Source organism: Psychrobacter sp. TB55-MNA-CIBAN-0194, assembly GCF_040309505.1.
Taxonomy (GTDB): Bacteria; Pseudomonadota; Gammaproteobacteria; order Pseudomonadales; family Moraxellaceae; genus Psychrobacter; species Psychrobacter fozii.
Genome location: NZ_JBEOOW010000002.1, coordinates 94,532 through 119,718 on the forward strand (window position 1 = coordinate 94,532; position 25,187 = coordinate 119,718).

The window sequence follows — 25,187 nt, forward strand, 5'->3', positions numbered from 1 at the left end:
ATATCATCGTTTTAAACCGTTATTGCACACACCTCAATACATAAAGGTAAGGATTGATCATGGGTAAGAATGTCGTAGTTTTGGGTAGCCAATGGGGCGATGAAGGTAAAGGTAAAATCGTTGATTTACTAACCGAAAAAGCCTCAGCAGTCGCTCGCTTTCAAGGCGGCCATAACGCTGGTCACACGTTAGTTGTCGATGGCAAAACCACCGTCCTGCATTTAATCCCATCAGGTATCTTGCGTGAAGGCGTTACTTGCTTCATCGGTAACGGCGTCGTATTAGCCCCTGACGCATTGCTAAAAGAAATGAAAGAGCTAGAAGACAACAACGTACCTGTACGTGAGCGTCTGCGCATTTCACCGAATTGTCCACTAATCATGCCATATCACGTAGCGCTTGACCAAGCACGTGAAGCCAAACGTGGTAGCGGTAAAATCGGTACAACGGGTCGTGGTATCGGTCCTGCGTATGAAGATAAAGTTGCACGCCGTGCCATCAAGCTTGCTGATTTATTCCGTGAAGACTTAGAAGAAAAACTACGTAACCTAATCGAATATCATAACTTCCAATTGACTCAGTATTATAAAGTTGAAGCGATTGATTTTGATGAAACACTTAAGCTTTGCAAAGAGTGGAAAGAAGAGATTAAGGGTATGGTTACTGATGTAACTGAAGACCTAAATCAATTGCGTCTTGCTGGCGAAAACCTAATGTTCGAAGGTGCTCAAGGTACGCTACTTGATATCGATCATGGTACGTATCCGTTTGTGACCAGCTCAAGCGTAACGGCTGGTGGCGTGTCTACTGGTACTGGTATCGGTCCATTGTATTTAGATTACGTACTTGGTATCACTAAAGCTTACACCACGCGTGTTGGTAGTGGTCCATTCCCAACTGAATTGTTTGATGATGTTGGTGCTCATTTGGCCAAAGTCGGTCATGAGTTTGGTGCGACCACTGGTCGTGCGCGTCGCTGTGGTTGGTTCGATGCTGAAGCATTACGCCGTGCCGTGGTATTGAACTCTATGTCAGGTATTTGCTTGACTAAGCTTGACGTATTAGATGGTCTTGAAGAGTTGCTAATCGGTGTGGGTTATAACCTACCTGAGACTGAGTGTGCAGGCGCACATGATGCTGAATTCTATGAGTCAGTCACGCCTAAGTACGAAACCATGCAAGGCTGGAGTGAGTCAACCGTTGGTGTAACCAACTATGACGACCTACCAGAGAACGCTAAAAAATACATCAAACGTATCGAAGCATTGATTGGTTGCCCAGTTGATATCATCTCAACTGGTCCTGATCGTGAAGAGACTATCGTATTGCGTGACCCATACGACGCGTAATTGCAGTAACATCTTTATATTTGTTTCACTATTAATAGATAGATTGATCGATAAAACCCCAGTGCTCAGTACTGGGGTTTTTGCTTTTGTGAGAATTCATAGCATTATCAACCATTAATACATAATAAATTTACTTTTATGCAAGGTGCGGTCATAAATTAGCCCTATCATTTATGGTCTTAATCATTATAATAGGCAGCAATCCTATGTTGGCGCTCAGGTTTTAGATTTGACTAACAATAAGTTGGTTAAGTCAGCCCAAGTCAACATTGTGGCCAAAGATAAAACAAAGCATTAACTCTTTCATTTTTTACCGAATTTATCATTTATTAGGAGCTTTTTATGGCTAACGAACGTACTTTATCTATCATCAAACCTGACGCAGTTGCTGGCAACCACATCGGTGCTATCTACAGCCGCTTCGAGCAGGCTGGTCTAAAAATTGTTGCTGCTAAAATGATGCAACTTGATGATGAAAAAGCAGGCGGTTTTTACGCTGAGCACGCTGAACGTCCATTTTACAACGACCTAAAATCTTTCATGATGTCAGGTCCAGTATTGGTTTCAGTATTAGAAGGCGAAAACGCTATCGCTAAGCATCGTGAAATCATGGGCGCAACTAACCCTAAAGACGCTGCTGAAGGTACTATCCGTGCTGATTTCGCTAGCAGCATCGATGAAAACGCCGTTCATGGTTCAGATTCTGCAGAATCAGCAGCACGTGAAATCAGCTACTTCTTCAATGAAGAAGACGTTTGTGCACGTACGCGCTAATATAGTAAACCAACTATAAACGATGACGGCATTAGACTTGTTTGCTGTAACTGCTATAATTAGCTAGTTACGATTTACACTCGTCTTATCCGTATTGGTTTTATATTTGATTCACTGTATACGACTGACGTAGCAAATTAGCTGTCAATCAGTCGTGTCGCGAGACGGCTTATATCTTATGGGTATAAGCCGTTTTAGCTATTATAATAATCCTATAGTCAAAGAATTATTAAACAGCTACGGCATTACCCTCCTTAGATGTACTACTTGTATAATCTGCAGTCGGCTGCCTTGTATCCGCTTTAGAGTTCTGTGACCATATTATTCATTGAAATTCTTGATGACTTGCCTCATTATTAATTTTACGTAGCGTTATCAATCCCTTATCAGCATGTTTTTATCGAATGCGCTCATAACGGATTGCTCATGCACTCATATATTATGTATGTATGACAACATTCATATAAACAATTGCACCGCTTATCTAAGCTTATGCAAAAAGGTTATCTATTATGTCCACTGTTCAATCACCGATCCAACATATCCCTGCTAAGCTAACAGATAGCATTAAGCTAGTTGATGAAGCTCAGGCAAAAACCAATCTATTGGGTATGACGCAAGCGCAACTTGCAGAGTATTTTAAAAGTATTGGTGAAAAGCCTTTTCGCTCGACGCAGGTGGTTAGGTGGATATATCAGCAGGGCGTGACAGATTTTGAGCAAATGACCAATTTGAGCAAATCATTGCGTGATAAATTGTCACTCAACGCTTGTGTCGTTCCGCCAAAAGTGATTCATCGTCAATATAGCGATGATGGCACACGTAAATGGGTATTTGAAGTCACGGGTAGCTCATTGGTTGAGACCGTTCTTATTCCTGCAGATGACAGCAAATTGAACGGCCGTAAGACATTATGTGTGTCTTCACAAGTGGGCTGTGCGCTGGACTGTAGTTTTTGTAGTACGGGCAAGCAAGGGTTTGAGCGTGACTTAACTGCTGCTGAGATTATCGGTCAGTTGTGGGTGGCCAATGCCTCTTATATGACTGACGAAAATGACAGCTTAGAAAATGTCGATCATAGCCTATGGGAAAACAACGTTACCAATGTTGTGATGATGGGCATGGGCGAACCGCTATTGAACTATAAACCAGTGGTTGGCTCAATGGAGCTGATGCTCAGCGATCATGCTTATGGGTTGTCAAAGCGTCGCGTCACATTATCGACCTCAGGTGTCGTACCTAAGATGTATCAGTTAGCACAAGATATCGATGTGGCATTGGCTATTTCATTACATGCACCCAACGATGAGCTACGCAATGAGCTAGTGCCAATTAACAAGAAATATCCGCTAGAAGAGCTGATCGCTGCGGCAAAAAACTATGTGTTTGATGTCAATCCACGTCACAAAAAACACGTCACGATTGAATATGTGATGCTTGATGGCGTTAATGACAGCAACGAGCATGCTCATCAGTTGGTTGCACTATTAGAGGGGCTACCAAGTAAGATTAACTTGATTCCGTTCAATCCGTTCCCGCATGCAAACTATGACAAATCAAGCAACAACCGCATTCATGCCTTTAGCAATATACTGAGCGAAGCAGGTTTTGTTTGTACCATTCGTCAAACCCGTGGCGATGACATTGATGCTGCTTGTGGCCAATTGGTTGGACAAGTGGCAGATCGTACTAGACGCTCAGCGGCATGGCAGCAAAGCATCAAAGACCGTGAAAACGTTTAGTAGGGTCTTAAACGCATAAGTTTAGTATTTAACGGTCTTAGGGCGTGTCATCAATCAATACATTTAGTGGCCTTAAAATGGCTAAATTTTGCTAAACATCGTTAGAAATTTTGTCAATATGTTCATATTAACGGCAATTTTTTCCTTGTTTATCTACAATTTTTCTCATTTTAAGCCTTACAGTTTAATTGATGTCACACCCTAAAAGATAAGCTGTCTTTTATCTGTCGCAATGGTAATAAAAATGTAGCAATAACAATCAGTATCGATGAGTACAGCAATTAATCACAACTAAATTGTACTTATGGGGGTTAAATCTATTAAACTGATGTTTCTTTGATCGAACGCATTGAATCACAGTTTTATGATGGCGGCTATGATGACTTCTAAAAATTCTTGTCAGTTCAAATATCAAACATTATTTTCTAAAGATGGTAAGCAGTTGATGACAGCAACTTCCCAAATGGCGACGTCGAAGCATGTGATGCTGGCAACGGCGTTTGCGGGGGTTCTGCTGACTGGTTGCCAAAGCACATCGACCAATGAGTTGATTAACAATACGGCTTATCAGACATCTACACGGTCCAGTGATAACCGCAAATCGAATCAACAAGAAGTCGCTCGTGTGCGCACCTCACTCGCTGCACAATACATTCGCGAAAAAGACCTCGACACTGCTCAACGCCAACTCGAAAAAGCCTTTATTGCTGATAGCCGTTACGCGCCAGCCTATGATATGATGGGCGTTTTGCTGCAGCAAGAGGGCAGTCAGCGCAATCTCGAAAAAGCCGATGAGTATTTCAAAAAAGCGATCTCACTCGATAAAGATTTTGAGCAAGCAAATAACAACTACGGCGTATATCTGTCACAGATGAAGCGCTATAGTGAAGCGGCTGAGCAGTTTCAGATTGCAGGTTCAGCATTGGGTTATGAAGGGCGTATTGGTGCGTTAGAGAACTTAGGACGTACTTATTTACAGCTCGGCGATCGCAGTGCGGCTTCCAAAGCATTTTTACGTGCGCTTGATGGCAATCGTAATAGTATTATTGCCCATATCGAATTGGTAGATTTGCTGCTTGAGCAACAGCGTGTTCCACAGGCTCAAAGGCTTTATGATGAAACATTGGTGATAGTACAAAGACAGGGTGTTAGCCCACGCGTACTATTACAAGGTATCAAAATTGCTGCTGCGCAAAACAATATACCGACACGTCAAAGATTAGCACAGCAACTTTTATCCGCTTATCCATTAAGTGATGAAGCAAAAAAACTTAAGACTTGGCTTAACAATCCAGAGGCACCATGGAAATGACCACCCCATCATTAAACACTCAATCTAACGCTCAGGGATCATTTGGTGCCATGTTGCAGCAAGCCCGAAAATCTAAGCAAGTTAGTTTAGAAGAGGCGGCCGCCGAGTTATTTATTTTAAAGCGTCATTTACAAGCGCTAGAAAATGAGAATTTTGCTGATTTACCACAAGCAACGTTTGCTCGTGGTTTTGCAATAAACTATGCCAAATTTTTGGGATTGGATGCAACCAAAGTCGCTAGCAGTTTTGATGCGGCTTATCCCAGTGAGCTTAAAGCTAAATCAGTTAATAATACCAATACACCATTGCGTCCAATGGGTACGTTGCAGCGCGATACTCGCAACCGTATTCGCTTTAACCCATTACTGATTTTGGCGGTCATTGGTGTTATTGTTTTGGCAATTTTCTTATTCCGTATGGTAAGCAACGCCAGCAAAGAAAACAATGCAGAACCAGTACCTACAGTAGACGACGTATCTGAGATAGAACAAGCCCAAGGTGCTGCGATTGATAGCTCGACTGGCGTTGGTGCGTCTGGCTCTGCATTAAACTTAGGTGGCGCTGAAGTCGGTCAGGCTGCATTAGTAGTCAAACTGACTGACACAGCGGTCATAAGTATCATTGATGCCTCTGGTAGCACTTTAATAGATGGTTCGCAAACAGCGGGTGATTATCAATTGTCAGGCACGCCGCCGTTCAGTGTGAAAATCGATGACGTCGATAATGTTAGCTTAATGCTAAACCAAGAAGCAGTTGCATTGGATACTTATGCAGCAACTGATAAGCAAGCCAGTTTTGAGCTAGCACCTTAATTGTCAAAACTAACAGCTGTTTAAAGCCAATAGCTGTTCATAGTTATTATAAACATGTGTCTTCTATATTTTTTTGCTCTAATGAAAGGGTTTGTCTATGTCAACGTCAGCGCCTATTAACCGTCGCCTTACCAAAAAAATATATGTCGGTGATGTCGCGATTGGTGGTGATGCGCCGATCAGTGTGCAAAGTATGACAAACACTGATACTTGTGATGTGGCAGCGACTGTCGCGCAGATCGAACGCTGTGTTGAAGCAGGCGCTGACCTGATGCGTGTCTCGACGCCCACGATGGATACTGTCAAAGCGTTTGGTGAAATTCGCAAATTGGTCAGTGTCCCATTGATTGCCGACGTGCATTTTGATCATAAGATTGCATTGGCAGTGGCCGAAGCAGGCGCGGACTGTCTACGTATCAACCCAGGTAACATCGGCAGCGATGCCAAAGTACGTGAAGTCGTCGCTTGTGCCAAACATTATAATATTCCTATTCGCATTGGTGTGAATGCCGGCTCTTTAGAAAAAGACATTCAGCGTAAATATACTGAGCCAACTGGTGCTGCTATGCTCGAATCTGCGATGCGCCATATTGATATATTAGAGCGTCTCAATTTTGATCAATATAAAGTATCGGTCAAAGCCAGTAATGTGTTTTTGACATTGGATGCTTATCGTCTTATATCGGCTCAAATCGACAATCCATTACATTTGGGCGTGACTGAAGCTGGCGTCTATCGTACTGGTGCCGTGAAGTCTGCAATTGCGTTAGGTGGCCTACTGTTAGACGGTATCGGCGACACCATTCGTATCTCTCTAGCAGCAGAGCCTGAAGAAGAAATCAAAATTGGTTTTGATATTTTAAAATCGTTAAATATTCGTTCTAATGGCGTTAACTTTATCGCTTGTCCAAGTTGCTCACGTCAAGAGTTTGACGTGATTAGAGTGATGACTGCATTAGAGTCACGCTTAGAAGATGTCCGCGAACCGATGAATTTGTCAGTGATTGGCTGTAAAGTGAACGGCCCAGGTGAGGCGAAGGAATCTGATATAGGTATCGTTGGCGCTGCACGTAAGTCACTAGTCTATCGTATGGGTGAAAAAAGCCATCTTATTGATACCAATAACTTGGTTGATGAAATAGAAAGTATGGTACGCGCTCACGCCGAAGATTTGGCCAAAAAACGTGAGAATGAGATCATTCGAGTAAAATAACACGCCACTGTTAGTAAAAAAATTATAGATATACTTGTTAAAAATTTTAAGGATACGACCGTACCATGATTAAAGCTATCAAAGGGTTCAATGATATTTTGCCTGACCAGTCCGCAAAATGGTTACATTTAGAGGCAATACTGGCTGACGTTTTGGGCAGATACGGCTATGAGCATATTCGTTTGCCAATCGTTGAGCAAACCGATTTATTTGCACGTGCTATCGGTGGCGCAACAGACATCGTCGAAAAAGAGATGTATAGCTTTACTGATAAATCTGATCCACCAACGCCATTAGCATTACGTCCTGAAGGTACCGCTGGTGCAGTACGTGCAGTGATTGAGCACAACCTACTGCGCGGTGATACACCCAAATTATGGTATATCGGTCCGATGTTCCGCTATGAGCGTCCACAAAAAGGCCGTTATCGTCAGTTTCATCAGTTGGGTGTCGAAAGCTTCGGTAGTGCATTGCCAGATGCTGATGCGGAATTGATTGCGATGACCCATTTAATGTGGCAAGAGTTGGGTCTAAAAGACGAGATGCATTTGCAGCTGAATAGTCTGGGAGAGCTTGATGAGCGTTACGCTTATCGCGAAGCACTCGTGGCTTATTTGACGGATAAAAAAGATCAGCTCGATGACGACAGCAAGCGCCGCTTGACGACCAATCCGCTACGCATTCTAGACAGTAAAGAAGCGAGCACCCAAGCCGTATTGGCAGACGCGCCAAAGTTGGCTGAGTTTTTGGGTGCAGAAAGCATGGCGCACTTCGAGCAAGTACAAGCGTATCTGACGACACTTGGTATCAAATTCGAGATTAATCCGCATCTGGTACGTGGACTTGATTATTATAATAAAACGGTCTTTGAATGGGTGACAGACAAGCTTGGTAGTCAGGCTACTGTGTGTGCTGGCGGCCGTTATGATGGTTTGATCGGACAGCTGAAGTCAATCGGTACCGATGCCAATAAGCCAGTAAAATCTGAGCCTGGTGTCGGCTTTGCGATGGGGCTTGAGCGTCTATTATTATTGATGGAAGCGGTCGCACCGATTGCTGATATACCTGCTTGTGATGTATTCGTAGTTGCTCATCCAGAGGTCTATAGTGCTGGTATTGGCTATGCACAAAACTTGCGTTACAGTCGTCCAGATGTACGGGTCAAAATGGCAAGTGCAACCAGTCTAAAAGCGCAAATGAAAAAAGCGGATAAGTCAGGTGCTGCATTGACGGTTATTATTGCTCAGCAAGAATTGGACGATAATACCATTAGTGTGAAAGATATGCAGACGGGTGAACAACAGACAGTTGCGACAGATTGGTTGTCGAATAAAGACAATTTTTCTCGTAACTGATCGGTTTCGGCTTCCTTAGTTTTAGCATCAGCAATTTAATATAAATTTATCAGGTAAATAGATATGGCTCTGACACCCAATTCGCCGAATGCAGACAATTCAATGCAAGCGTTAAAGCAGTATGGCAGCTACATTGTCACTGCGATTTTATTGGCATTGGCAGCCTATTTTGGTTGGACGTACTGGCAGGACAATCATGCACGGGTAGATACTGTAGCTGCTGATAGTTATGCCGATATTCAGCGGTTGAATGAAGAAGTCAGTCTGTCCTCACAAAACCCTGATTTAGAAGCAGAGGCACAAGCAGCGCTCGAACAGAGCCGTACGCAATTGAGCAGCGATATTGATACGTTGGTGAGTACGCATGGTGAGTCAGTCTATGCATGGCAAGCATTGATGATTAAAGCTCGTCATGAAGTTGATAATGACGACTTCGCTGCTGCTACAGAGACTTTTAAAAAAGCATTGGCAATCGACTTGGGTGATGCAGGCTTAGAGGCTATTACTCGTTTGCGTTATGCGAAGACGTTGTTGGCGACAGGTGATACAGATGCTGCATTGGCAGAAGCTAAAAAGGACATGCCAAGCTCTTTTGAAGCCAGTCAGCAAGAACTACTAGGTGATATCTACTTAGCACAAGACAATAAAGAATCAGCAGTTAAATCGTACAACAATGCTTGGGAGCTGTTACGTAGCCGTCAAGAAACGCGTGCAGTATTGGCGTTAAAGATGGAAAGTTTGGGTACGGTACCTGAGCCTATCGAAGACCAAGCCAGTCTTATTCAAGAGTCAAATGCTGCTGTTCAATTACCAGTGGCGGCTGACTCTGCAGAAGCTCCTACTGCTGAGGTTACGCAATAGCCGTATCGTCGTAAATATTATTGACTAATAATGGCACTTGTATTCTACTTAGCACTTGATAATAGCTAACTGATGGTCAGTACCTAACATTGTTCCATATACCAGTTCTATATACTAAATGGCGCAGTAAATCAGAAGCACATTAAGACACAGGGCGCTGATTTGACGTGCTTTGCTAATACTATTCGTTGACTAGTTATTTATCGATAGCTAATTTGCTTATTAATAATAATTTATTTGTAGTGAGAACTTATAATGACTCAATCTATTCGCTCTAGCAAAACCTCAAAAGCTAAAACCATCAAAACGACGGTTATGCATGTGGCCGTACTGGCAGTAATGAGCACTGCGGTGATTGGGTGTAATCGCGGTATCAAGCCCGTTGTCAATGATCCGGTAAAGCTAGTACAGATTGCTCAGCCTATTAGTGTACTACAACCTGTTTTTAGTACGGATGTCGGTAATAAAAAAGTCAGTAAAAAAGATCCACTAGATTTGCAGGTTGGTTATACCAATGAACAAATCGTTACTGCATCACGCGGTGGTGAATTGACTGGTTTTAATAATACTGGTGAACGTTTATGGTCAGTGAATGTTGACGAACAAATCACCGGTGGTGTCGCTTTAGATGCATTGAGCCAAACCGCAATTATTAGCACGCGCAGTGGTAAAATAATGGCGTTTGATAGTGCCACTGGTGAAAAACGCTGGCAGCAACAGCTATCAGGGTCAGTGTTGACACCAGCGCTCATTACCAATAATCGTGTCGTTTTATCAGCAAACAACGGCTTTTTACACGGCTTATCACTACAAACTGGACAGTCTGTATGGCAGTTTGCCACACAAGTACCCGCTATCAGCGTGCGTGGCAGTGCGGCACCGACATTATTAGATAGCAAGACGGCACTATTGGCCACAGCTGATGGACGTTTGCATGCAGTAACAGCAGATAATGGCTTGCCACAGTGGTCAAGACGCGTTGGCGTTGGTGCTGGCAGCAGTGAAGTTGAGCGCATGAGTGATGTTGATGGCGCGCCTATCGTTGATAAAAATCAGATGTTTGCCATTAGTTATAGTGGTCAATTATTAGGTATTGATTTGGCATCGCGTCAAGTGATGTTCGTCAATGAACAAGCCAGCTTAAAAGCGCTTGCCGTCAACACTCAGCAAGTCATTGCGACTGGTTTAGATGGTAAGGTTGTGGCTTACGATCGCAATACTGGTGCAGTATTGTGGGAAAGTGAAGAGTTGGCTTATCGTCATTTGACCAATCCTGTGATGATTGGCAACTATATTGCAGTTGGTGACTTAGACGGTGTGGTACATTTATTTGACCCTGCTAGTGGGAAAATCGTCAGCCGTGTAGAAACCAAAGGTGCGTTAAACAGCTTGCAGGTACAAGGCAGTCGTTTGATGACTCAAAGTACTTCAGGACAAGTCGCAATCTGGCAGTTGGCACGCTAAGATATTGATTAATAAGCATTAAATTAAATAATATGTTTTAATATAGTTGGTTCAGTTTAAAAGAGAGTCAAGGCAACCGAGTGCAGATGTATCTCTGATACTTCAAGCGAGGTTAACGCTATCACTCTTTTATAGAGGATTGATTATAGTGCTATTATGCGATTTGATTGATCTTGATATTATAAAATACAAACGCTGCTTAGTCAGCGTTTAGTGCCTTGTGTAAATGACTTGTTTAAACACAGGCTTTCGCGTACTCTATGCGACCGATACGCCATAGGCGTTATCTATATATATTGTTTATACAACATGTAGTTCCCCTTATATAGCATGCATTAACTGCAAAATAGTTGATTCTTGTTTTTGCTATCGTTTTATTATTTATTTTAATTTACGGTCAAGTGCGGTAAGTTCGCTGTTATGTTTTGGTTATCAGAATAACTGTACTGTCCGTCATTTTGCCTTTCACTGAGAGTAATCCATGAGTATCAAGCCTGTGGTCGCCTTAATTGGTCGTCCAAACGTCGGTAAATCTACCTTATTTAATCAGTTCACAAAAAGTCGGCAGGCATTGGTTGCTGATTTATCAGGACTGACTCGTGACCGTCAATACGGTGATGCTACTTATGAAGATAAGTCTTTCATTGTTGTAGACACTGGTGGTATCGGTGAGGCGGATGATGGTAGCGGTAACATCGATGATTATATGTCTGAACAGTCGCATACTGCGATTCACGAAGCCGATATCATTGTATTCGTCGTTGATGCTCGTGCTGGTATGATTGGTGCCGACGCTGAGATTGGTAAGTTTTTGCACACACTTGGCAAGCCAGTATATGTCGTCGCCAACAAAGTCGATGGCGTCCATGATGCTGCGCCTGCAGAATTCTATGCATTAGGATTGGGCGAGCCGTACCCAATGGCTGCCAGTCATGGTCGCGGTGTTGGTAATTTGCTTGAAGTATTGACAGCGGATATGCCTGAGCAAGATAACATTGTAGAGCCAAGAGGCTTGAAGCTTGCTATTATTGGTCGTCCAAATGTTGGTAAATCAACGCTAGTGAACCGTCTATTAGGTGAAGATCGAGTAGTGGTTTTCGATATGCCTGGTACCACACGCGACAGTATTTACATTCCTTATAAGCGTGAAGGTAAAGACTACGTATTGATTGACACCGCTGGTGTACGCCGCCGCGGTAAAATCGATGAAAAAGTAGAAAAATTCTCTGTCATCAAAACCTTGCAAGCAATCGAAGATTCTAACGTGACCGTCATTGTAATTGATGCCCACGAAGGTATCGTCGACCAAGATTTGCATATGATTGGCTATGCACTGGATGCGGGTCGTGCATTGGTAGTGGCGATTAATAAATGGGATGGTCTGACTCAAGATCAAAGAGATTACATTAAAATTGAGATGGATCGTCGTTTCAATTTTATCCCTTATGTGAAAATTCACTTGATATCGGCGCTGCATGGTACTGGTGTGGGTAATTTATATCCGTCTATCTTACGCGCTTATAAATCATCTATGTTTGAAGTGTCAACCAACCGTTTGACTCAGATTTTGCAGGATGCTGTGACTGCGAACCCGCCACCAACCGTGTCTGGTCGCCGCATTAAATTACGTTATGCGCATATTGGTGGTCACAATCCACCAGTCATTGTTATTCATGGTAACCAGACCAGCTCATTACCTAAGAGCTATCAGCGTTATCTTGAAAACCAATTCCGTCAGGTATTCAAGCTCGAAGGTACGCCGCTTAATGTCATTCTTAAACAAAATGACAACCCATATGCGAACAAGAGCGATACTCCTACCAAAGCGAAAGAGCAGCAGTTGCGTCAACGTGAGCGCAACCGAGCACAAAAATTCACCACCAAAGATAAAAAACCTCGTAAATAGATAAGACAGTTGACTCATTCACTACTACTTTATCGTGCCATAGAGCACGATAAAGTAAGCTGTACGCTACTGTATCTGTGGTTGCTTTAGCTGTCATGAAGAGTGAGTATCTATCAGTTTCACCTATCACACCTTCCTAGTAGCTGTAGTATAAATCAATGTTATCTTAACTTAGTTGAGTGATATGAACAGCCGTTCACCGCAAACCATCTCTGTGCTAATCCGGCGTTCTGTCGCACAGGCCCTCATACTAGCTGTGTTAGTAGGCTTTTTATTGTCTTTTATTTATGGTTTAGTCTATCACTACACAGAAAAATATAGGCATGTGCAACAGCTAGCTACATTATTAACGACCAGTGCATCGACGGCTGATAGCGCTGATGTTGTTTCTGAGCAAGTGAGGTTTTTATTAGAGAATGAACCAAGTATCAAAAGTATCTTGTTTTATTCAACACCTCAGCCTGTTGATGATGTCAGCCAATCAAAGGATGATTGGAGAACGGCATTATTTGCAGATACTGTCAGCTTTAACTATCCGGTAACCAGCAACTATATTAATATCGATAGTGACGTTAATGCATTAAAGCCTAAACAGCAATCGGCTACCACTTTATTAGGCAATAAAAATGAACCGTCAGCAGCCGATAAAGTTGATAAAGACAGTGCACTAGTTGGCTATATTAATATTACTTTAGATGTGCAACAACTTCGGTCGCATTGGTATCGTAGCAACTTGCTGCTATGGCTCTTTACTACCACACTGGCAGTGCTTTGGGCTTTATATCTTTTACGTAAACTCAAATGGCCAGTCAGAGATATTGAATCTCTGACCGAAGCCTGTGACATCGTGTTAAAAAACACAGAGCTTGAGCAGTTACCAGTTATTCCACAACATTTTAATTTTCAAGAACTGATGCTAATCAAAGAAGCCTTTATAGCCTTGTTTAATCGTTTACAAAAAGTTAGCCTAGATTATGAATCGCTTGCGACTTTTGAAAAGCAGTTGCATAGCAAAGATTTGTCTCTCGATGTGCAGCTGCATAACTTTCAAAGTATGATAACCCATGAGTTGAAAACCTCGCTAAATGCTATCGTGGGCGGTTTGCAGTTATTGGATCACGACCTACTCAATAGAGAGCAAAAAGATGCTATTGAAATCATTAGTAGTGGTAGTGATAAATTGGTATCGTCGCTTGACCATATTATCCAGTTGAATCAAATACAAAAAGGTCAAGTAACTATCGATTCTATCGAATTCAATCCATTACAATTGATTGCAGATATCTTGGCAGAGTTTGAACCAGCTGCTCAGAAAAAAGGCTTAGTATTAACCAGTCGTATTCATCATATCGACTATAGTCTTACGGGCGATGCTGAAAAAATACAACAAATTCTATCGATGTTACTCAGTAATGCAATCAAGTTTACGCCTGCTGGACAAGTGATTATTACGTCGCAATTGACCCATTTTGATAAAAGTAATCGTTGGCAAATCAGTGTGAAAGACACCGGTATTGGTATCGATCGCAATCATATAGAGGATATTTTTAATCCATTTTTTCAGGTGGATTCATCACAAACTCGGCAGTATGAAGGCTCAGGTGTTGGGTTGCCTGTCGTTAAGCAAATAGCGCAGCTTATGGGTGCTACTATCGAAGTGGATAGTACGCTAGGATTAGGTACAGATTTTACGCTGACGGTCATAATGCCTAACCAGCATCAGTCTCAGCAGCAACAGCTATTGGCTGGGTTGACGATCATTTATTATTATTATCATGAAGTGGGTTTTTTAGGGAATGAGTTGGAGCGTTTGGGCGCGACAGTCATCTACCATCAGCATGAGCAGCTGGTTATGGATGAGATGAGCGTCAAAAAAATAAATATGGTCATGTTTGCAGAGGATATCGTGGTAAATAAAGCCGAATCCTTGGCCGATCTCATCCGTCGATCTGAAAGCGAGCATCGTGCGTTATTAGTGTATTGGTACTCACCGCATCGAGCCCAGTACTTAGACAGTTTTGAACATGGTTTGAAGGTTGCAGGTATCGATTACTGTCGTAGTGCTACTTATAAAGGTAAGGCGTTAAGTGATCTGCTGCAGCGTTGGTTGATATGGAAATAAGCTAAGCTGTCCCTTATCTCTTATCCTTTATCTCTTATCACAATCAATAAAAAAGACGCCCTATATCAAGGCGTCTTTTTTATTGGACAACATGCTTATCAGGCATGTTGTTCATATCTAATATTATACTTAAAAGAGGTTCTGTACCCAACGTGCGAGACGTTGCCAAGTACGGCTCATAAAGCCTGACTCTTCAATATCGCTAGTCGCAATGATAGGCACTGAGGCTACGGCTTTACCATCAATAACAGCCATCATTTTACCAATTTCTTGACCTTTTTTGATAGGTGCTTCTATGCTTTCAGGGATATCAACCACGGTGGTGATTTTATTCTTTTGCGTTTTGCTGGTTAGAATTTGTAAGTTGTCAGCAGTGGCTAGCTCAACCTCATCCGCTTCACCAAACCATACAGGGACTTTGCTGACGAATTGTCCAGCAGGCGCTTTGGTAACGGTAGTGAAGTGGCCAAAGCCCCAGTTGAGAAGCTCACGTGATTGATCAGCACGAGCTTGTTGGCTCTTGGTACCCATAATGACAGAAATCAGACGCATACCGTCGCGATTACTTGAAGCAACCAAGCAATAGCCTGCCGCATCAGTGTGGCCAGTTTTGAGACCATCAACGGTTGGGTCAGTAATGAGCAAAGCATTACGGTTACCTTGAGTAATGCCGTTATAGGTAAACTCTTTTTCTGAATAAATACCGTAGTAATCGCCGCTGTTTTTAATGATAGCACGCGCAAGTTTAGATAAATCTAAAGCAGATGCTAAGTGGCCTTCATCAGGCATACCGGTAGCATTGACAAAATTAGAGTTCTCCATGCCAATTTTTTCTGCTTGCTCATTCATCAAGATAGCAAATGATGCTTCGCTACCGGCAATGTGCTCAGCCATTGCTTTTGACGCATCATTACCTGATTGAATGATAATACCGCGTAGCATGTCAATGACACTAGCTGTCTTATTCACTGGCACATACATACAAGACTGGCTACTACTGCCACGGCACCAAGCGTTTGGGCTCATTAACACTTGATCATCTTCTTTAAGGTCACCCGATGCTAAGCGCTGCTCAATGATATAGCTGGTCATCATTTTTGTCAGAGATGCTGGTGGTAGTGACTCGTTGGCATTTTTTTGAGCCAAGATTTCACCAGTATTGTAGTCCATTAATACATAGGCGGTATTGTCCATCTCGGGCGGCTGTATGGCAGCACTGGCCATCACTGCACTCATTGAGATACTTACACCAACTACCAGCTGTACTAGCTGATTTTTTACACGCTTTACTGTCATATATTGTTACACCGCATCATGGAACCAAATGTATCTATTGCTTGTATTCTGTACTAATTTTCATACATTATTTTAAGCAGCATATCTTAAATGCAGTGTTTAAAATAATGTATCGACGAAAATATGAATGACTGCGCAATAGACATAAAATTAACGCCTTATCTTAGCAAAATGACAACCGATGGGGAATCGATAAATACAAAAAATAAGGCGCGACTAAAAACAAAGAAGAATATTTAGGGAAAGTTATAGCCACAAAAAAGCCTGCTGCACCGTCTATTATTTTGAGCGGGGCTACAGCAAGCTTTTAATTTTACAAAGTAAATCACACAGTTTTTAAGTCTATTTCTATATAGAGATGACATAATCTATTCTATATAGTTGATACCGCTGTTTTATTATCGTTAATGGTAGCGGGTTTTATCAAGCGACTGTTTAATAAGCCAGTTATTAATGTCTAGCGACTAATATTCAGCATTCGCTAGGTCTTCACATAGTGCTTTATTTTCTTGCTTTGAGAAGCCCATTGTCCAACTACGAATACCTTGTAGGATTTGACGGTAGTCTTGTTGAGTTGATAGATATTGAATAGCCGCTTTCGGATCTTCTAGAGATGGCATCAGTTCGTGCAGCTGCACGCCATAGGATTTATAAAAACGCTGTTTTTGGTTGCCATTCAGCATCGGTGGACATATCTCTGACAACACTTGCATTACCGCAATTTCATGCTTGGTTATGTTTACGCCAGCCATATCTAAAGGTATGGTTGTATCAGGGTTATTCGCCGCAAAAGATGCTTGAGATAGCATAGCAGCAGACGTGATTAGTCCTGCAAGACCAAATTTTGGTGCAGTTTTCGCTATGACAGAAGCTATAGATAATATCGATTGATTTTTCATTTAGCATTACACTCGCTTATCTTTATTTGATGGTCATATGTTAATGGCTAAAAAAACAAAAGTCACATAAAATATTGACTTATGTGTAGATGTCTTGTGAGCCAAAGGCATTTCCTAGCAACATATCAGCAGCATATACTTGTAAGTTACGTCAGCATAAAAATATAAGTTTATATTGTTGTCCGTTGTTGCCTATTGTAACGTGGAGAGCAATGTTTTTGCCTCTGCCGATTCAGCGACTATACGGATAAAGTCGTTGGTAAAATAACAAATCAGCTAGATTCTAAGCAAAGACAGGGTTCGTGTCAGGATACTATGTAGGGTATAATCTTTCATCATTATGATTGCACCATAGCCTTGATATACTGAACTAATATCGTGAATTTTTTTCATAGCTGTGATGTTTTCGGTTCTAATTATAGCAATTTTATGCCGATAAAGTTCATAAGTGGACAGGCGGTCATTTATAAATATATTGAGTAGCAATGAAATTTTTGATTAGTAATGATGATGGGGTTTATGCGCCAGGGTTGTTGGCACTGTATCAGGCATTGTCTACCATTGGTGACGTGGTGGTGGTTGCGCCAAATAGTGAGCAGAGTGGTTACGCGAGTGCATTGAGTGTGACCACGCCATTGCATACTCATGAACTGCCATCTGGCTTTATCGCTGTGAATGGCTCGCCTGCGGACTGTATTTATTTAGCATTACATGAGTTGTATCGTCATACGCGCTTTGACTGTGTGATTACAGGTATTAATTCAGGTGCTAATTTAGGGCAGGATGTTATGTTCTCTGGCACCTTTGGAGCAGCCTTAACCGCGCAGATTTTTGGTGTGCCAGCCATCGCAACTTCTTTAGTAGGCGGCGGTGCCAAAAGGGATGGGCAAGAGCAAGTTAGTGATTATCAGCTGGCGGCAAATGAGATAGTTAAGCTATTAGCCGAAACATCACTATTAGATGCCTGCAAAAATTTGCCCTATCACGTATTAAACGTTAATATTCCGGATGTTAATCATGCCGATGAGATCAAAGGTCGTAAGATAACCTCGTTGGGGCATCGTCAGGTTGCCCGTCCTGTGCACCATGTGGTTGATCCACGCGGGCGAGATGCCTATTGGCTGTCGCTACGCAAATGTAAACATGAGTTGCCAGAAAAAACGGAAGATATGCCGTCATCTGCCATACAATTAACAGATGACCAAGCAGTGGCAGCGGGTTATATTAGCCTATCACCAGTGCGACTCCATCATACGCCAGCTGCCGCGCTAGACAGTTTATCTGCGTTAGCCTTATAAATGCGCTGTATAAAACGATGAATGGCGCTAGATAAGTGGTAAAAGGCAAAGGAACGTGTTTATTATCAAGTGACCGATGATGGTCATTATCAAAAATTTAAGTAGTATAAAAGTTAGCAACATGCTTGTGAGTCACACAAGACGTTTGTGAGTAACGTAAAAAATAGGAAACCTTGTATGAAGAAGCTTATTGCTGGATCACGCTTTACAACAGTGGCATTGATTGGCACTCTAACAGTCGCAACCTTAACGATAGTCGGTTGTGCCACCAAACCTACTTACCAATCAGCTAATCAAGCTGGTCCTACAATTGTCACCAATGCACAAGGCATTCCTAACTATCATCGCGTGCAACGCGGTGATACGGTCAGCCAAATCGCCGAGCGCTATCGTGTCAGTTACCGTCAAATCGGCGCACTTAATAACTTAGACAGCAAGTATACGATTTATAGTGGTCAGTGGCTCAAGCTATGGCAAGGCAGCCAAGAGACGACAGCGAATAACACGTATACACAGCCTAAGCAAACCTATACACCTCCTGTAACCAGTGCGCCTCAGAATAACTCACAAAACCCTGTCTATGCAGTAACTGCAAACGCAACGTCAGGTTATGAATATCCAAGTCGCAATCAAGTCACTCGTAACTTCGATGTGTCAGCTGGCACGATGGGTATGTGGTTTGCTGGTAATGTTGGTGATCCAGTGCTTGCCAGCCAAGCAGGAACAGTGCTCTACTCAGGTAATGGTCTGACAGAATATGGCAACCTTATTATGATTCGTCATAGTGATAACTACATCACTGCCTATGCACACAATAGTGAGCTACTTGTCAAAGAAGGCGATACGGTACAGCTGGGTCAACGTATTGCAAATATGGGCAACAGTGGTACAACCAACCAAGTGGGATTGGAGTTCCAAGTACGTTTAAATGGTAATCCTATCGACCCACGTGCGGTATTGGGACGTTAAGTTTGACACCGTGTTTTTAATTGCTTGGCGAATTTAGTGGCGCGACTGATATTGCTTTATGAACGCGATTTGCATAAAGTTGTGTTGTTTGAGTCACTTTACTTATTCATACCTGAGAATTTTTATGATGTTAAAAAAACAGTACATTGCTTTTTTCCCAGCTCTAGTCATGGTTGGGTGTACGAGCCAACAGGCCATGCAAGAGTCTAACAAGCCCGTGCGTCAAGGCAATGTTGAGATTACCCAGACTCAAACAATACAAGTGAAACCAACACCAAAGCCAGTAGTCACGCCGCCGCCAGTGGCAAAGCCAAGCTATAACAGCTTTTATGACTGGAAGTCGGATTTTTCTATGCGTGCGATTGCATCAGGCAATGATGCGGCAACTGTTCGTCGTCTGCTTGACTCAGCTTACTTAAATCAACAAGTGATTTCATTAGACTCAGGACAGCCAGAGTTCTCTAAGATGCCTTGGGAATATGTAGACTCTGCTGTATCCGATGGGCGCGTAAGTACTGGTAAGCGTAAGTTTTCTGAGCAACGTGCATATCTGTCGCAGTTAGAATCACAGTATGGTGTGAGTGCAGAAATTGTCGCTGCTATCTGGGGCATGGAGTCTTCATATGGCGTTGTGACTGGTAATAGTAGTCTGCCAAGTTCATTGGGTAGTTTGGCTTATGACGGTCGCCGCCAAGAGTTTGCAGAAACTCAATTACTGTCATTAGCGACGCTATTACAGCGTGGTGATGTGTCATGGTCACAGCTTGAAGGCTCTTGGGCTGGTGGTATGGGTCAAACTCAATTTATCCCTGCTACGTGGCTTAAACATGGCGTCGATGGTGATGGTGATGGTCATCGCAATCCATGGGCCACTGGTGATGCCTTGGCTTCTACGGCTAATTACCTAAGCAACTCAGGTTGGGTTCGTGGATTGGCACCATTTTATGAAGCAACGGTTCCTACCTCGTTCGATTATTCAACCGTTGGTAGCAAGCAGTCTGCGGCTAGATGGGCCGCAATGGGTGTTGACACAATAGCGGATGTGTCGTTAGATGCTAATACAGAAATGGAGCTATGGCTGCCAGCTGGCAAGGATGGCCCAGTACTATTGTTAAGCCCAAACTTTGATGTAATCAAGGTCTATAATAACTCATCAAGCTATGCGCTAGGGGTGAGCTTATTGGGTAAAGCAATCACGGGACAAGGTGGCTTACAAAAGTCATGGCCGCGCTATGAGCGTCCGTTATCGACTACTCAGGTACGCAATTTACAACAGCGTTTGACCAGTGCAGGTTACGACACAAAAGGCGCTGATGGCATCGTTGGTACTAATACTCGTATGGCATTTCAACGCTGGCAGGGAGATAATGGTCAGACTCCAGATGGCTTTATTACCCAACGTAGCGCATCTTCATTGGCATCATGGTGAGAGAAGCTATTGCTGTTGATACGTGATATAAGCGCCGCTGTTTTTGACCGCTAATGTTTCAATGATTACGTTACTTTGTTCTACAAAAAGCACCTTGCCAAGGTGCTTTTTTTGCCTCAGTCTATGGGTGATTTTGCTGATAGCTATCGAGACAATAAGTATGGAGTACTCAAGTTGAATCTACTGCGCTTTTGTCAAAACTTATCAGGACAAGGTTAATACAAGAAAATTACGATTGTGAGTGCTAGACTCTAGGGCGTGTCTTCAATTCAATCGATAGCTATCTAAATGGGTTAAAAATGGCTAAATCTTGCCAAATGGCGTCAAATAGCTGACTAATATCTCGATATTATCTGCGCTATTTTCCTTGTTTGACTGCAATTTATCTTATTTTTATCACCATTTTTAAAATGAGGACACGCTCTAGAAAATGGATTTTTTAAACCACGTTTTTAGTAGCAGTTTTCAAAGGATAATTTTTAAATAACAGTTTTCGAATAACAGTTTTCAAATAATAAATAAATAGAACGACCCAAAGAGTGTGCGATATGATTACCATGGAAGAACTACAAGCAGCGATAAAGCAGCGTATAAATAACTACAACGATACCGACTTTCCACTACAAAATAGAGCTCTGCAGACGCGTGATTTATTAGACAGTCGCAACCATATTTTGGCGCAAGACATCACCTCGACATTTGATGTGCCCAGACAGAATCTATCTGCGATGGATGGCTATGCGATTGCACAAGGTAGCGAGCTAGCAATGGACAGCACTATCGACATTATCGGAGAGTCTCAAGCTGGCTGCGCTTATATAGGTGAGTTGATAGCAGGGCAAGGTGTCCGTATTTTTACGGGTGCAGTAGTGCCAGACAGCTGTGATACGGTTATCATGCAAGAGAACACCAATTTTTTAGACATAAAAGATACGCTCGATAAATCACAACCTTATGCTATAACGCTATCACAAGCAGCTCAGGTTGATAGCAATATCCGCTCGCAAGGCGAAGAAATTGAGTCTGGTGAAGTTGTCTTAAAGATAGGCAAGCGTATTAACCCTGTCGATATTAGCCTGCTAGCAAACTTAGGTATTAGCCAAGCCCGTATATTTGAGCCACTGACGGTAGGTGTTTTAGCCACTGGCGATGAGCTTGTGGCGATTGGCAATGAGCTTACCAGTCTAGCACAAATATATAACTCCAATACCCCAACGCTTAAAAGCCTCCTATCAGATTTACCTATTGTCATTCGTGATTATGGCATTGTTCCTGATAACTTAGAGCAGACGACCGCTGCTGTCCATGATGCTATGCAAGACTGTGATGTCATTGTCTCGACAGCGGGCGTATCTGTTGGTGATTATGACTTTTTGACCACTGTGATTGAGCAGTTAGGTCAAATTAATCACTATAAAGTCGCTATGAAGCCAGGCAAGCCTTTTGTATTTGGTGAATTAAACAAAGACATTGATAAGCCAGTGCTGTACTTTGGTCTACCGGGTAATCCATTATCCACAGTCGTTGGCGCGCTACAGTTTGTGATACCAGCGCTGTGGCAGATGTCAGGCGCGGACGTGTTAGAGCAGCCTATGCAGCTGAGCATTCAAGCCACGCTCACCAATGACATCAGAAAATCAGCAGGTCGTAAAGACTTTCAGCGCGGTGTGCTGTCACAGAATGCAGTAGGCAGTTATGAAGTCGAGAGCTTCACCAGTCAGCAATCTCACAGAATAAAGCAGCTTAGCCGTGCCAATTGTTTTATTGTATTGGACAAAGACAGCGGCAATGTCTCTGCAAATAGTACGGTCACGGTACAACCTTTTCCTTGGTTATATAATTAATTCTCCATGTGTTAACTTACTATAAGGTGAGTATTAAACCACTGATAATAATTTCTATAATAGTATGCTAAACGCAAATAATAAGGTAATGCTTATAGATAGTAAGCAATACTGACGGTAGTAAAATATGAGTGATAATTACGGTAACATAGGTAGTGCTCAACAGTACTCACCACTAGAAAACTATGAACCTCTGACGGATGGGTTTTCACGTCGTCTGACTTATTTGCGTCTATCTATCACTGATTTTTGTAATTTTAGCTGTGAATACTGTTTACCAAATGGCTATCAAGGCAAGCGCCCTGATGACGAATTGAGTGTGCCTGAGATTGCCACCTTAATACACGGCTTTGCCCAAGTAGGGACTAAAAAAGTCAGAATTACTGGTGGTGAGCCTTCTATTCGCCGCGATGTTGTTGAGATTATAAAAACGATTAAGCAAACTGATGGCATCGAGACAGTGGCGATGACCAGTAATGGTTATAAGCTCGGCAAGCATTTAGCCAGTTGGCAAGCTGCAGGACTGGATCAGCTTAATATCAGTATGGATAGCTTTGATGCCGTGACCTTTCATAAGATGACCGGCTTTAATAGTTTGCCGCAGCTGCTCACTGATATGGATATTCTATTAGAAACAACCGATATCAAGCTCAAAATAAATGGTGTTTTGATGGCAGAGACGGCCTTTGAAAACCTCATGGACGCCATCGACTATGTAAAAGACAGAAAAGTCACCTATCGTTTTATCGAGTTTATGCAGACCAGTGATAATAGCGACTTGTTTTTTGCCCAGCATGCGCAGTCTGATATCATCACTGACTATCTATTGGATCACGGCTGGCAGCCACATGAGCGTGGGAGTAGCGATGGCCCAGCGGTAGAGTACAGTCATCCTGACTATGTAGGCCGTATCGGTATGATCGCGCCTTATGCCGCGCATTTTTGTGATACTTGTAACCGTCTGCGAGTCAGCAGTCAGGGTAAAGTGCATTTATGTCTGTTCGATCAAGGCAATTATGATATTCGTCCGCATCTGCAACAAAACGATGTGCAAGGACTGGTGAATACCTTACATGAGTTTATGCCGATCAAGCCTGAGCACCATCATCTGCACGACTCTAACAGTGGCATTATGCACAATCTATCAATCATTGGTGGTTAAGGTGTACAACCATTAAGCATGACACACGATATTAAATAGATAGAGTGCCAACGATATTTTTAAACATACTATAAAATCATATGTATAAAGGACCCTTTATGAGCAAGCCTGCTGCACAATTTACCCCACTCAATATAGCTGTATTGACCGTCTCGGACAGTCGTACGCTAGCACAAGACACGTCAGGGCAGTACTTAGTCGATAGTCTAAAGGAAGCAGGCCACCATCTGGCAGACCGTCAACTTATCACTGACGATATCTATCAAATAAGAGCTGTTATTAGTGGTTGGATTGCGGATCCAAAAGTTCATGCAGTGATTACGACTGGCGGCACAGGTTTTTTCATTAGAGACAGTATGCCAGAAGCGGTAAATGTACTGTTCGATAAGTCTATAGATGGCTTTGGTGAAATGTTCCGTCTCATCTCAAAAGATGAGATTGGTATGTCAACGGTACAGTCGCGAGCTGTGGCTGGCATGGCCAATGGCACGGGTATCTTTTGCTTACCTGGCTCATCAGGTGCGTGTCGTACAGGTTGGGAAAATATCTTAAAAGACCAGTTTGATAGCCGTACGCGTCCCTGTAACTTTGTGCCGCATTTTTTGGCACAAAACCCAAGTCACGACTGATATTATCAACGATGAATAATTCAAATCTGGCAACTGGCTTGGCAGGCATTGTTATTTTGGCGGGCGGGGCATCTAAACGCATGGGTACGCCCAAAGCGGCGCTTACTTTGCCGATAGGGGAACGCTTGCTCGACTATCATGTCCGTCACGCGCTTGAGCTAAATGTGGCTGATACCCATCTGCCTATTATGATTGCAGACAATGGGCGTGGCTTTGATATTGATGCAGATTTAGTGCGAAGCCGACCGTGCTCAGCAATTTTTCATATCTCTGATTATACTACTAATGAGAGTGATGAACAGATTGATACGGCTGGTGCATTGGCCGCTATTGAATCTGCCATGCAAACATTGATTAAGGTAAATGGTTCAACGGCTGGTTCAGTGACCATAGATAAGAGCCAGTCATCATGGCTAATGGTCATTAGCTGCGATAGTTTGATACCGGCGACTGACTTGTGGAATGAATTGCAACTGGCAAGTGTTCAAGCCGCTGATAAAAATGTCATTTGCTTAACAGATGACAGTCACTTATACCCACTATTAGGGCTTTATCAGTTGAGTATTGAGCCTGACTTAAAAGCCTATATTGATAGTGGACAGCGCCGAGTGATGACGTTTATCAAGCCTATGGTGCAGTCCGTACCCTTTGCAAAGAACTGGCAGCACTTGACCAATTTTAATACGCCTAAAGATTTTGAACAGGCATATACGGCTTTAAATAATTTATAAAAAAGTCTATCGAGAGAAAT

At 42.6% G+C, this 25,187-nt stretch carries 20 protein-coding genes; 18 read left to right on the forward strand and 2 right to left on the reverse strand.

What is annotated here, in order from left to right; genetic code table 11:
• The first annotated feature begins 59 nt into the window (after positions 1 to 59).
• From AAEY75_RS03035 to AAEY75_RS03085, 11 genes are all read left to right on the forward strand, one after another.
• The gene (locus AAEY75_RS03035) at positions 60 to 1,349 is read left to right on the forward strand and encodes an adenylosuccinate synthase (protein WP_110922316.1); all 1,290 of its coding nucleotides are present in this window, start codon (positions 60 to 62) and stop codon (positions 1,347 to 1,349) included.
• Between the two features lie 342 nt (positions 1,350 to 1,691).
• Entirely contained in the window at positions 1,692 to 2,123 is a 432-nt protein-coding gene (ndk, locus tag AAEY75_RS03040; protein ID WP_201590058.1) for a nucleoside-diphosphate kinase, read from the forward strand.
• Positions 2,124 to 2,635: 512 nt separating this feature from the next.
• Positions 2,636 to 3,865: a dual-specificity RNA methyltransferase RlmN gene (rlmN, locus tag AAEY75_RS03045; RefSeq protein ID WP_352258326.1), complete on the forward strand. Its 1,230-nt coding sequence runs from the start codon at positions 2,636 to 2,638 to the stop codon at positions 3,863 to 3,865.
• A 376-nt stretch (positions 3,866 to 4,241) separates the two neighbouring features.
• A complete protein-coding gene (gene pilW / locus AAEY75_RS03050) occupies positions 4,242 to 5,177 on the forward strand; it encodes a type IV pilus biogenesis/stability protein PilW (protein ID WP_352258328.1) in 936 nt (311 codons plus the stop codon).
• Complete coding sequence (locus AAEY75_RS03055) at positions 5,174 to 5,989, forward strand: helix-turn-helix domain-containing protein (protein ID WP_197100690.1); 816 nt, start codon at positions 5,174 to 5,176, stop codon at positions 5,987 to 5,989. The genes pilW and AAEY75_RS03055 overlap by 4 nt, the downstream gene beginning before the upstream one ends.
• A 97-nt stretch (positions 5,990 to 6,086) precedes the next feature.
• Positions 6,087 to 7,202, forward strand: a complete 1,116-nt coding sequence (ispG, locus tag AAEY75_RS03060) for a flavodoxin-dependent (E)-4-hydroxy-3-methylbut-2-enyl-diphosphate synthase (RefSeq protein ID WP_110922320.1) — start codon at positions 6,087 to 6,089, stop codon at positions 7,200 to 7,202.
• Positions 7,203 to 7,267: 65 nt separating this feature from the next.
• Positions 7,268 to 8,557, forward strand: a complete 1,290-nt coding sequence (hisS, locus tag AAEY75_RS03065) for a histidine--tRNA ligase (protein WP_352258331.1) — start codon at positions 7,268 to 7,270, stop codon at positions 8,555 to 8,557.
• A 63-nt stretch (positions 8,558 to 8,620) separates the two neighbouring features.
• Positions 8,621 to 9,418 carry a YfgM family protein gene (locus AAEY75_RS03070; RefSeq protein ID WP_201548500.1) on the forward strand — a complete coding sequence of 266 codons (798 nt, stop codon included), beginning with the start codon at positions 8,621 to 8,623 and terminating at the stop codon, positions 9,416 to 9,418.
• Positions 9,419 to 9,673: 255 nt separating this feature from the next.
• The gene (gene bamB, locus AAEY75_RS03075; RefSeq protein ID WP_352258333.1) at positions 9,674 to 10,882 is read left to right on the forward strand and encodes an outer membrane protein assembly factor BamB; all 1,209 of its coding nucleotides are present in this window, start codon (positions 9,674 to 9,676) and stop codon (positions 10,880 to 10,882) included.
• A gap of 481 nt (positions 10,883 to 11,363) precedes the next feature.
• Positions 11,364 to 12,788, forward strand: a complete 1,425-nt coding sequence (der, locus tag AAEY75_RS03080) for a ribosome biogenesis GTPase Der (RefSeq protein WP_110922324.1) — start codon at positions 11,364 to 11,366, stop codon at positions 12,786 to 12,788.
• A 184-nt stretch (positions 12,789 to 12,972) separates the two neighbouring features.
• Positions 12,973 to 14,910 (forward strand): sensor histidine kinase, encoded by a 1,938-nt coding sequence (locus tag AAEY75_RS03085; RefSeq protein WP_352258335.1) that lies wholly within the window; start codon positions 12,973 to 12,975, stop codon positions 14,908 to 14,910.
• 129 nt (positions 14,911 to 15,039) lie between these two features.
• Here the strand turns inward: AAEY75_RS03085 and AAEY75_RS03090 are convergent, their stop codons facing one another.
• Complete coding sequence (locus tag AAEY75_RS03090; protein WP_201548491.1) at positions 15,040 to 16,206, reverse strand: D-alanyl-D-alanine carboxypeptidase family protein; 1,167 nt, start codon at positions 16,204 to 16,206, stop codon at positions 15,040 to 15,042.
• A 464-nt stretch (positions 16,207 to 16,670) separates the two neighbouring features.
• Positions 16,671 to 17,105: an MCR_0457 family protein gene (locus AAEY75_RS03095; RefSeq protein ID WP_110922327.1), complete on the reverse strand. Its 435-nt coding sequence runs from the start codon at positions 17,103 to 17,105 to the stop codon at positions 16,671 to 16,673.
• Between the two features lie 485 nt (positions 17,106 to 17,590).
• Between AAEY75_RS03095 and surE the strand changes: the two genes are divergently transcribed.
• The 7 genes from surE (at position 17,591) to mobA (ending at position 25,167) form a co-directional block, all read left to right on the forward strand.
• Positions 17,591 to 18,403, forward strand: a complete 813-nt coding sequence (surE, locus tag AAEY75_RS03100) for a 5'/3'-nucleotidase SurE (RefSeq protein WP_352258338.1) — start codon at positions 17,591 to 17,593, stop codon at positions 18,401 to 18,403.
• Between the two features lie 177 nt (positions 18,404 to 18,580).
• On the forward strand, positions 18,581 to 19,372 hold the full coding sequence (locus tag AAEY75_RS03105) for a LysM peptidoglycan-binding domain-containing M23 family metallopeptidase (RefSeq protein ID WP_352258340.1): 792 nt from the start codon (positions 18,581 to 18,583) through the stop codon (positions 19,370 to 19,372).
• A 124-nt stretch (positions 19,373 to 19,496) separates the two neighbouring features.
• Positions 19,497 to 20,801 (forward strand): lytic murein transglycosylase, encoded by a 1,305-nt coding sequence (locus AAEY75_RS03110; protein WP_110922330.1) that lies wholly within the window; start codon positions 19,497 to 19,499, stop codon positions 20,799 to 20,801.
• A gap of 548 nt (positions 20,802 to 21,349) precedes the next feature.
• On the forward strand, positions 21,350 to 22,645 hold the full coding sequence (locus AAEY75_RS03115) for a molybdopterin molybdotransferase MoeA (protein WP_352258342.1): 1,296 nt from the start codon (positions 21,350 to 21,352) through the stop codon (positions 22,643 to 22,645).
• Positions 22,646 to 22,772: 127 nt separating this feature from the next.
• Positions 22,773 to 23,807 carry a GTP 3',8-cyclase MoaA gene (gene moaA / locus AAEY75_RS03120; protein ID WP_352258344.1) on the forward strand — a complete coding sequence of 345 codons (1,035 nt, stop codon included), beginning with the start codon at positions 22,773 to 22,775 and terminating at the stop codon, positions 23,805 to 23,807.
• 98 nt (positions 23,808 to 23,905) lie between these two features.
• Positions 23,906 to 24,436 carry a molybdenum cofactor biosynthesis protein B gene (moaB, locus tag AAEY75_RS03125; RefSeq protein ID WP_352258346.1) on the forward strand — a complete coding sequence of 177 codons (531 nt, stop codon included), beginning with the start codon at positions 23,906 to 23,908 and terminating at the stop codon, positions 24,434 to 24,436.
• 11 nt (positions 24,437 to 24,447) lie between these two features.
• Entirely contained in the window at positions 24,448 to 25,167 is a 720-nt protein-coding gene (gene mobA, locus AAEY75_RS03130; protein WP_352258348.1) for a molybdenum cofactor guanylyltransferase, read from the forward strand.
• Positions 25,168 to 25,187: the final 20 nt, after the last annotated feature.

What these genes read in the sequence shown, in the direction of transcription:
- AAEY75_RS03035 (WP_110922316.1), top strand. Translation starts at nt 60, where the DNA reads ATGGGTAAGAATGTCGTAGTTTTGGGTAGCCAATGGGGCGATGAAGGT.
- ndk (WP_201590058.1), top strand. Translation starts at nt 1,692, where the DNA reads ATGGCTAACGAACGTACTTTATCTATCATCAAACCTGACGCAGTTGCT.
- rlmN (WP_352258326.1), top strand. Translation starts at nt 2,636, where the DNA reads ATGTCCACTGTTCAATCACCGATCCAACATATCCCTGCTAAGCTAACA.
- pilW (WP_352258328.1), top strand. Translation starts at nt 4,242, where the DNA reads ATGATGACTTCTAAAAATTCTTGTCAGTTCAAATATCAAACATTATTT.
- AAEY75_RS03055 (WP_197100690.1), top strand. Translation starts at nt 5,174, where the DNA reads ATGACCACCCCATCATTAAACACTCAATCTAACGCTCAGGGATCATTT.
- ispG (WP_110922320.1), top strand. Translation starts at nt 6,087, where the DNA reads ATGTCAACGTCAGCGCCTATTAACCGTCGCCTTACCAAAAAAATATAT.
- hisS (WP_352258331.1), top strand. Translation starts at nt 7,268, where the DNA reads ATGATTAAAGCTATCAAAGGGTTCAATGATATTTTGCCTGACCAGTCC.
- AAEY75_RS03070 (WP_201548500.1), top strand. Translation starts at nt 8,621, where the DNA reads ATGGCTCTGACACCCAATTCGCCGAATGCAGACAATTCAATGCAAGCG.
- bamB (WP_352258333.1), top strand. Translation starts at nt 9,674, where the DNA reads ATGACTCAATCTATTCGCTCTAGCAAAACCTCAAAAGCTAAAACCATC.
- der (WP_110922324.1), top strand. Translation starts at nt 11,364, where the DNA reads ATGAGTATCAAGCCTGTGGTCGCCTTAATTGGTCGTCCAAACGTCGGT.
- AAEY75_RS03085 (WP_352258335.1), top strand. Translation starts at nt 12,973, where the DNA reads ATGAACAGCCGTTCACCGCAAACCATCTCTGTGCTAATCCGGCGTTCT.
- AAEY75_RS03090 (WP_201548491.1), bottom strand. Translation starts at nt 16,206, where the DNA reads ATGACAGTAAAGCGTGTAAAAAATCAGCTAGTACAGCTGGTAGTTGGT.
- AAEY75_RS03095 (WP_110922327.1), bottom strand. Translation starts at nt 17,105, where the DNA reads ATGAAAAATCAATCGATATTATCTATAGCTTCTGTCATAGCGAAAACT.
- surE (WP_352258338.1), top strand. Translation starts at nt 17,591, where the DNA reads ATGAAATTTTTGATTAGTAATGATGATGGGGTTTATGCGCCAGGGTTG.
- AAEY75_RS03105 (WP_352258340.1), top strand. Translation starts at nt 18,581, where the DNA reads ATGAAGAAGCTTATTGCTGGATCACGCTTTACAACAGTGGCATTGATT.
- AAEY75_RS03110 (WP_110922330.1), top strand. Translation starts at nt 19,497, where the DNA reads ATGATGTTAAAAAAACAGTACATTGCTTTTTTCCCAGCTCTAGTCATG.
- AAEY75_RS03115 (WP_352258342.1), top strand. Translation starts at nt 21,350, where the DNA reads ATGATTACCATGGAAGAACTACAAGCAGCGATAAAGCAGCGTATAAAT.
- moaA (WP_352258344.1), top strand. Translation starts at nt 22,773, where the DNA reads ATGAGTGATAATTACGGTAACATAGGTAGTGCTCAACAGTACTCACCA.
- moaB (WP_352258346.1), top strand. Translation starts at nt 23,906, where the DNA reads ATGAGCAAGCCTGCTGCACAATTTACCCCACTCAATATAGCTGTATTG.
- mobA (WP_352258348.1), top strand. Translation starts at nt 24,448, where the DNA reads ATGAATAATTCAAATCTGGCAACTGGCTTGGCAGGCATTGTTATTTTG.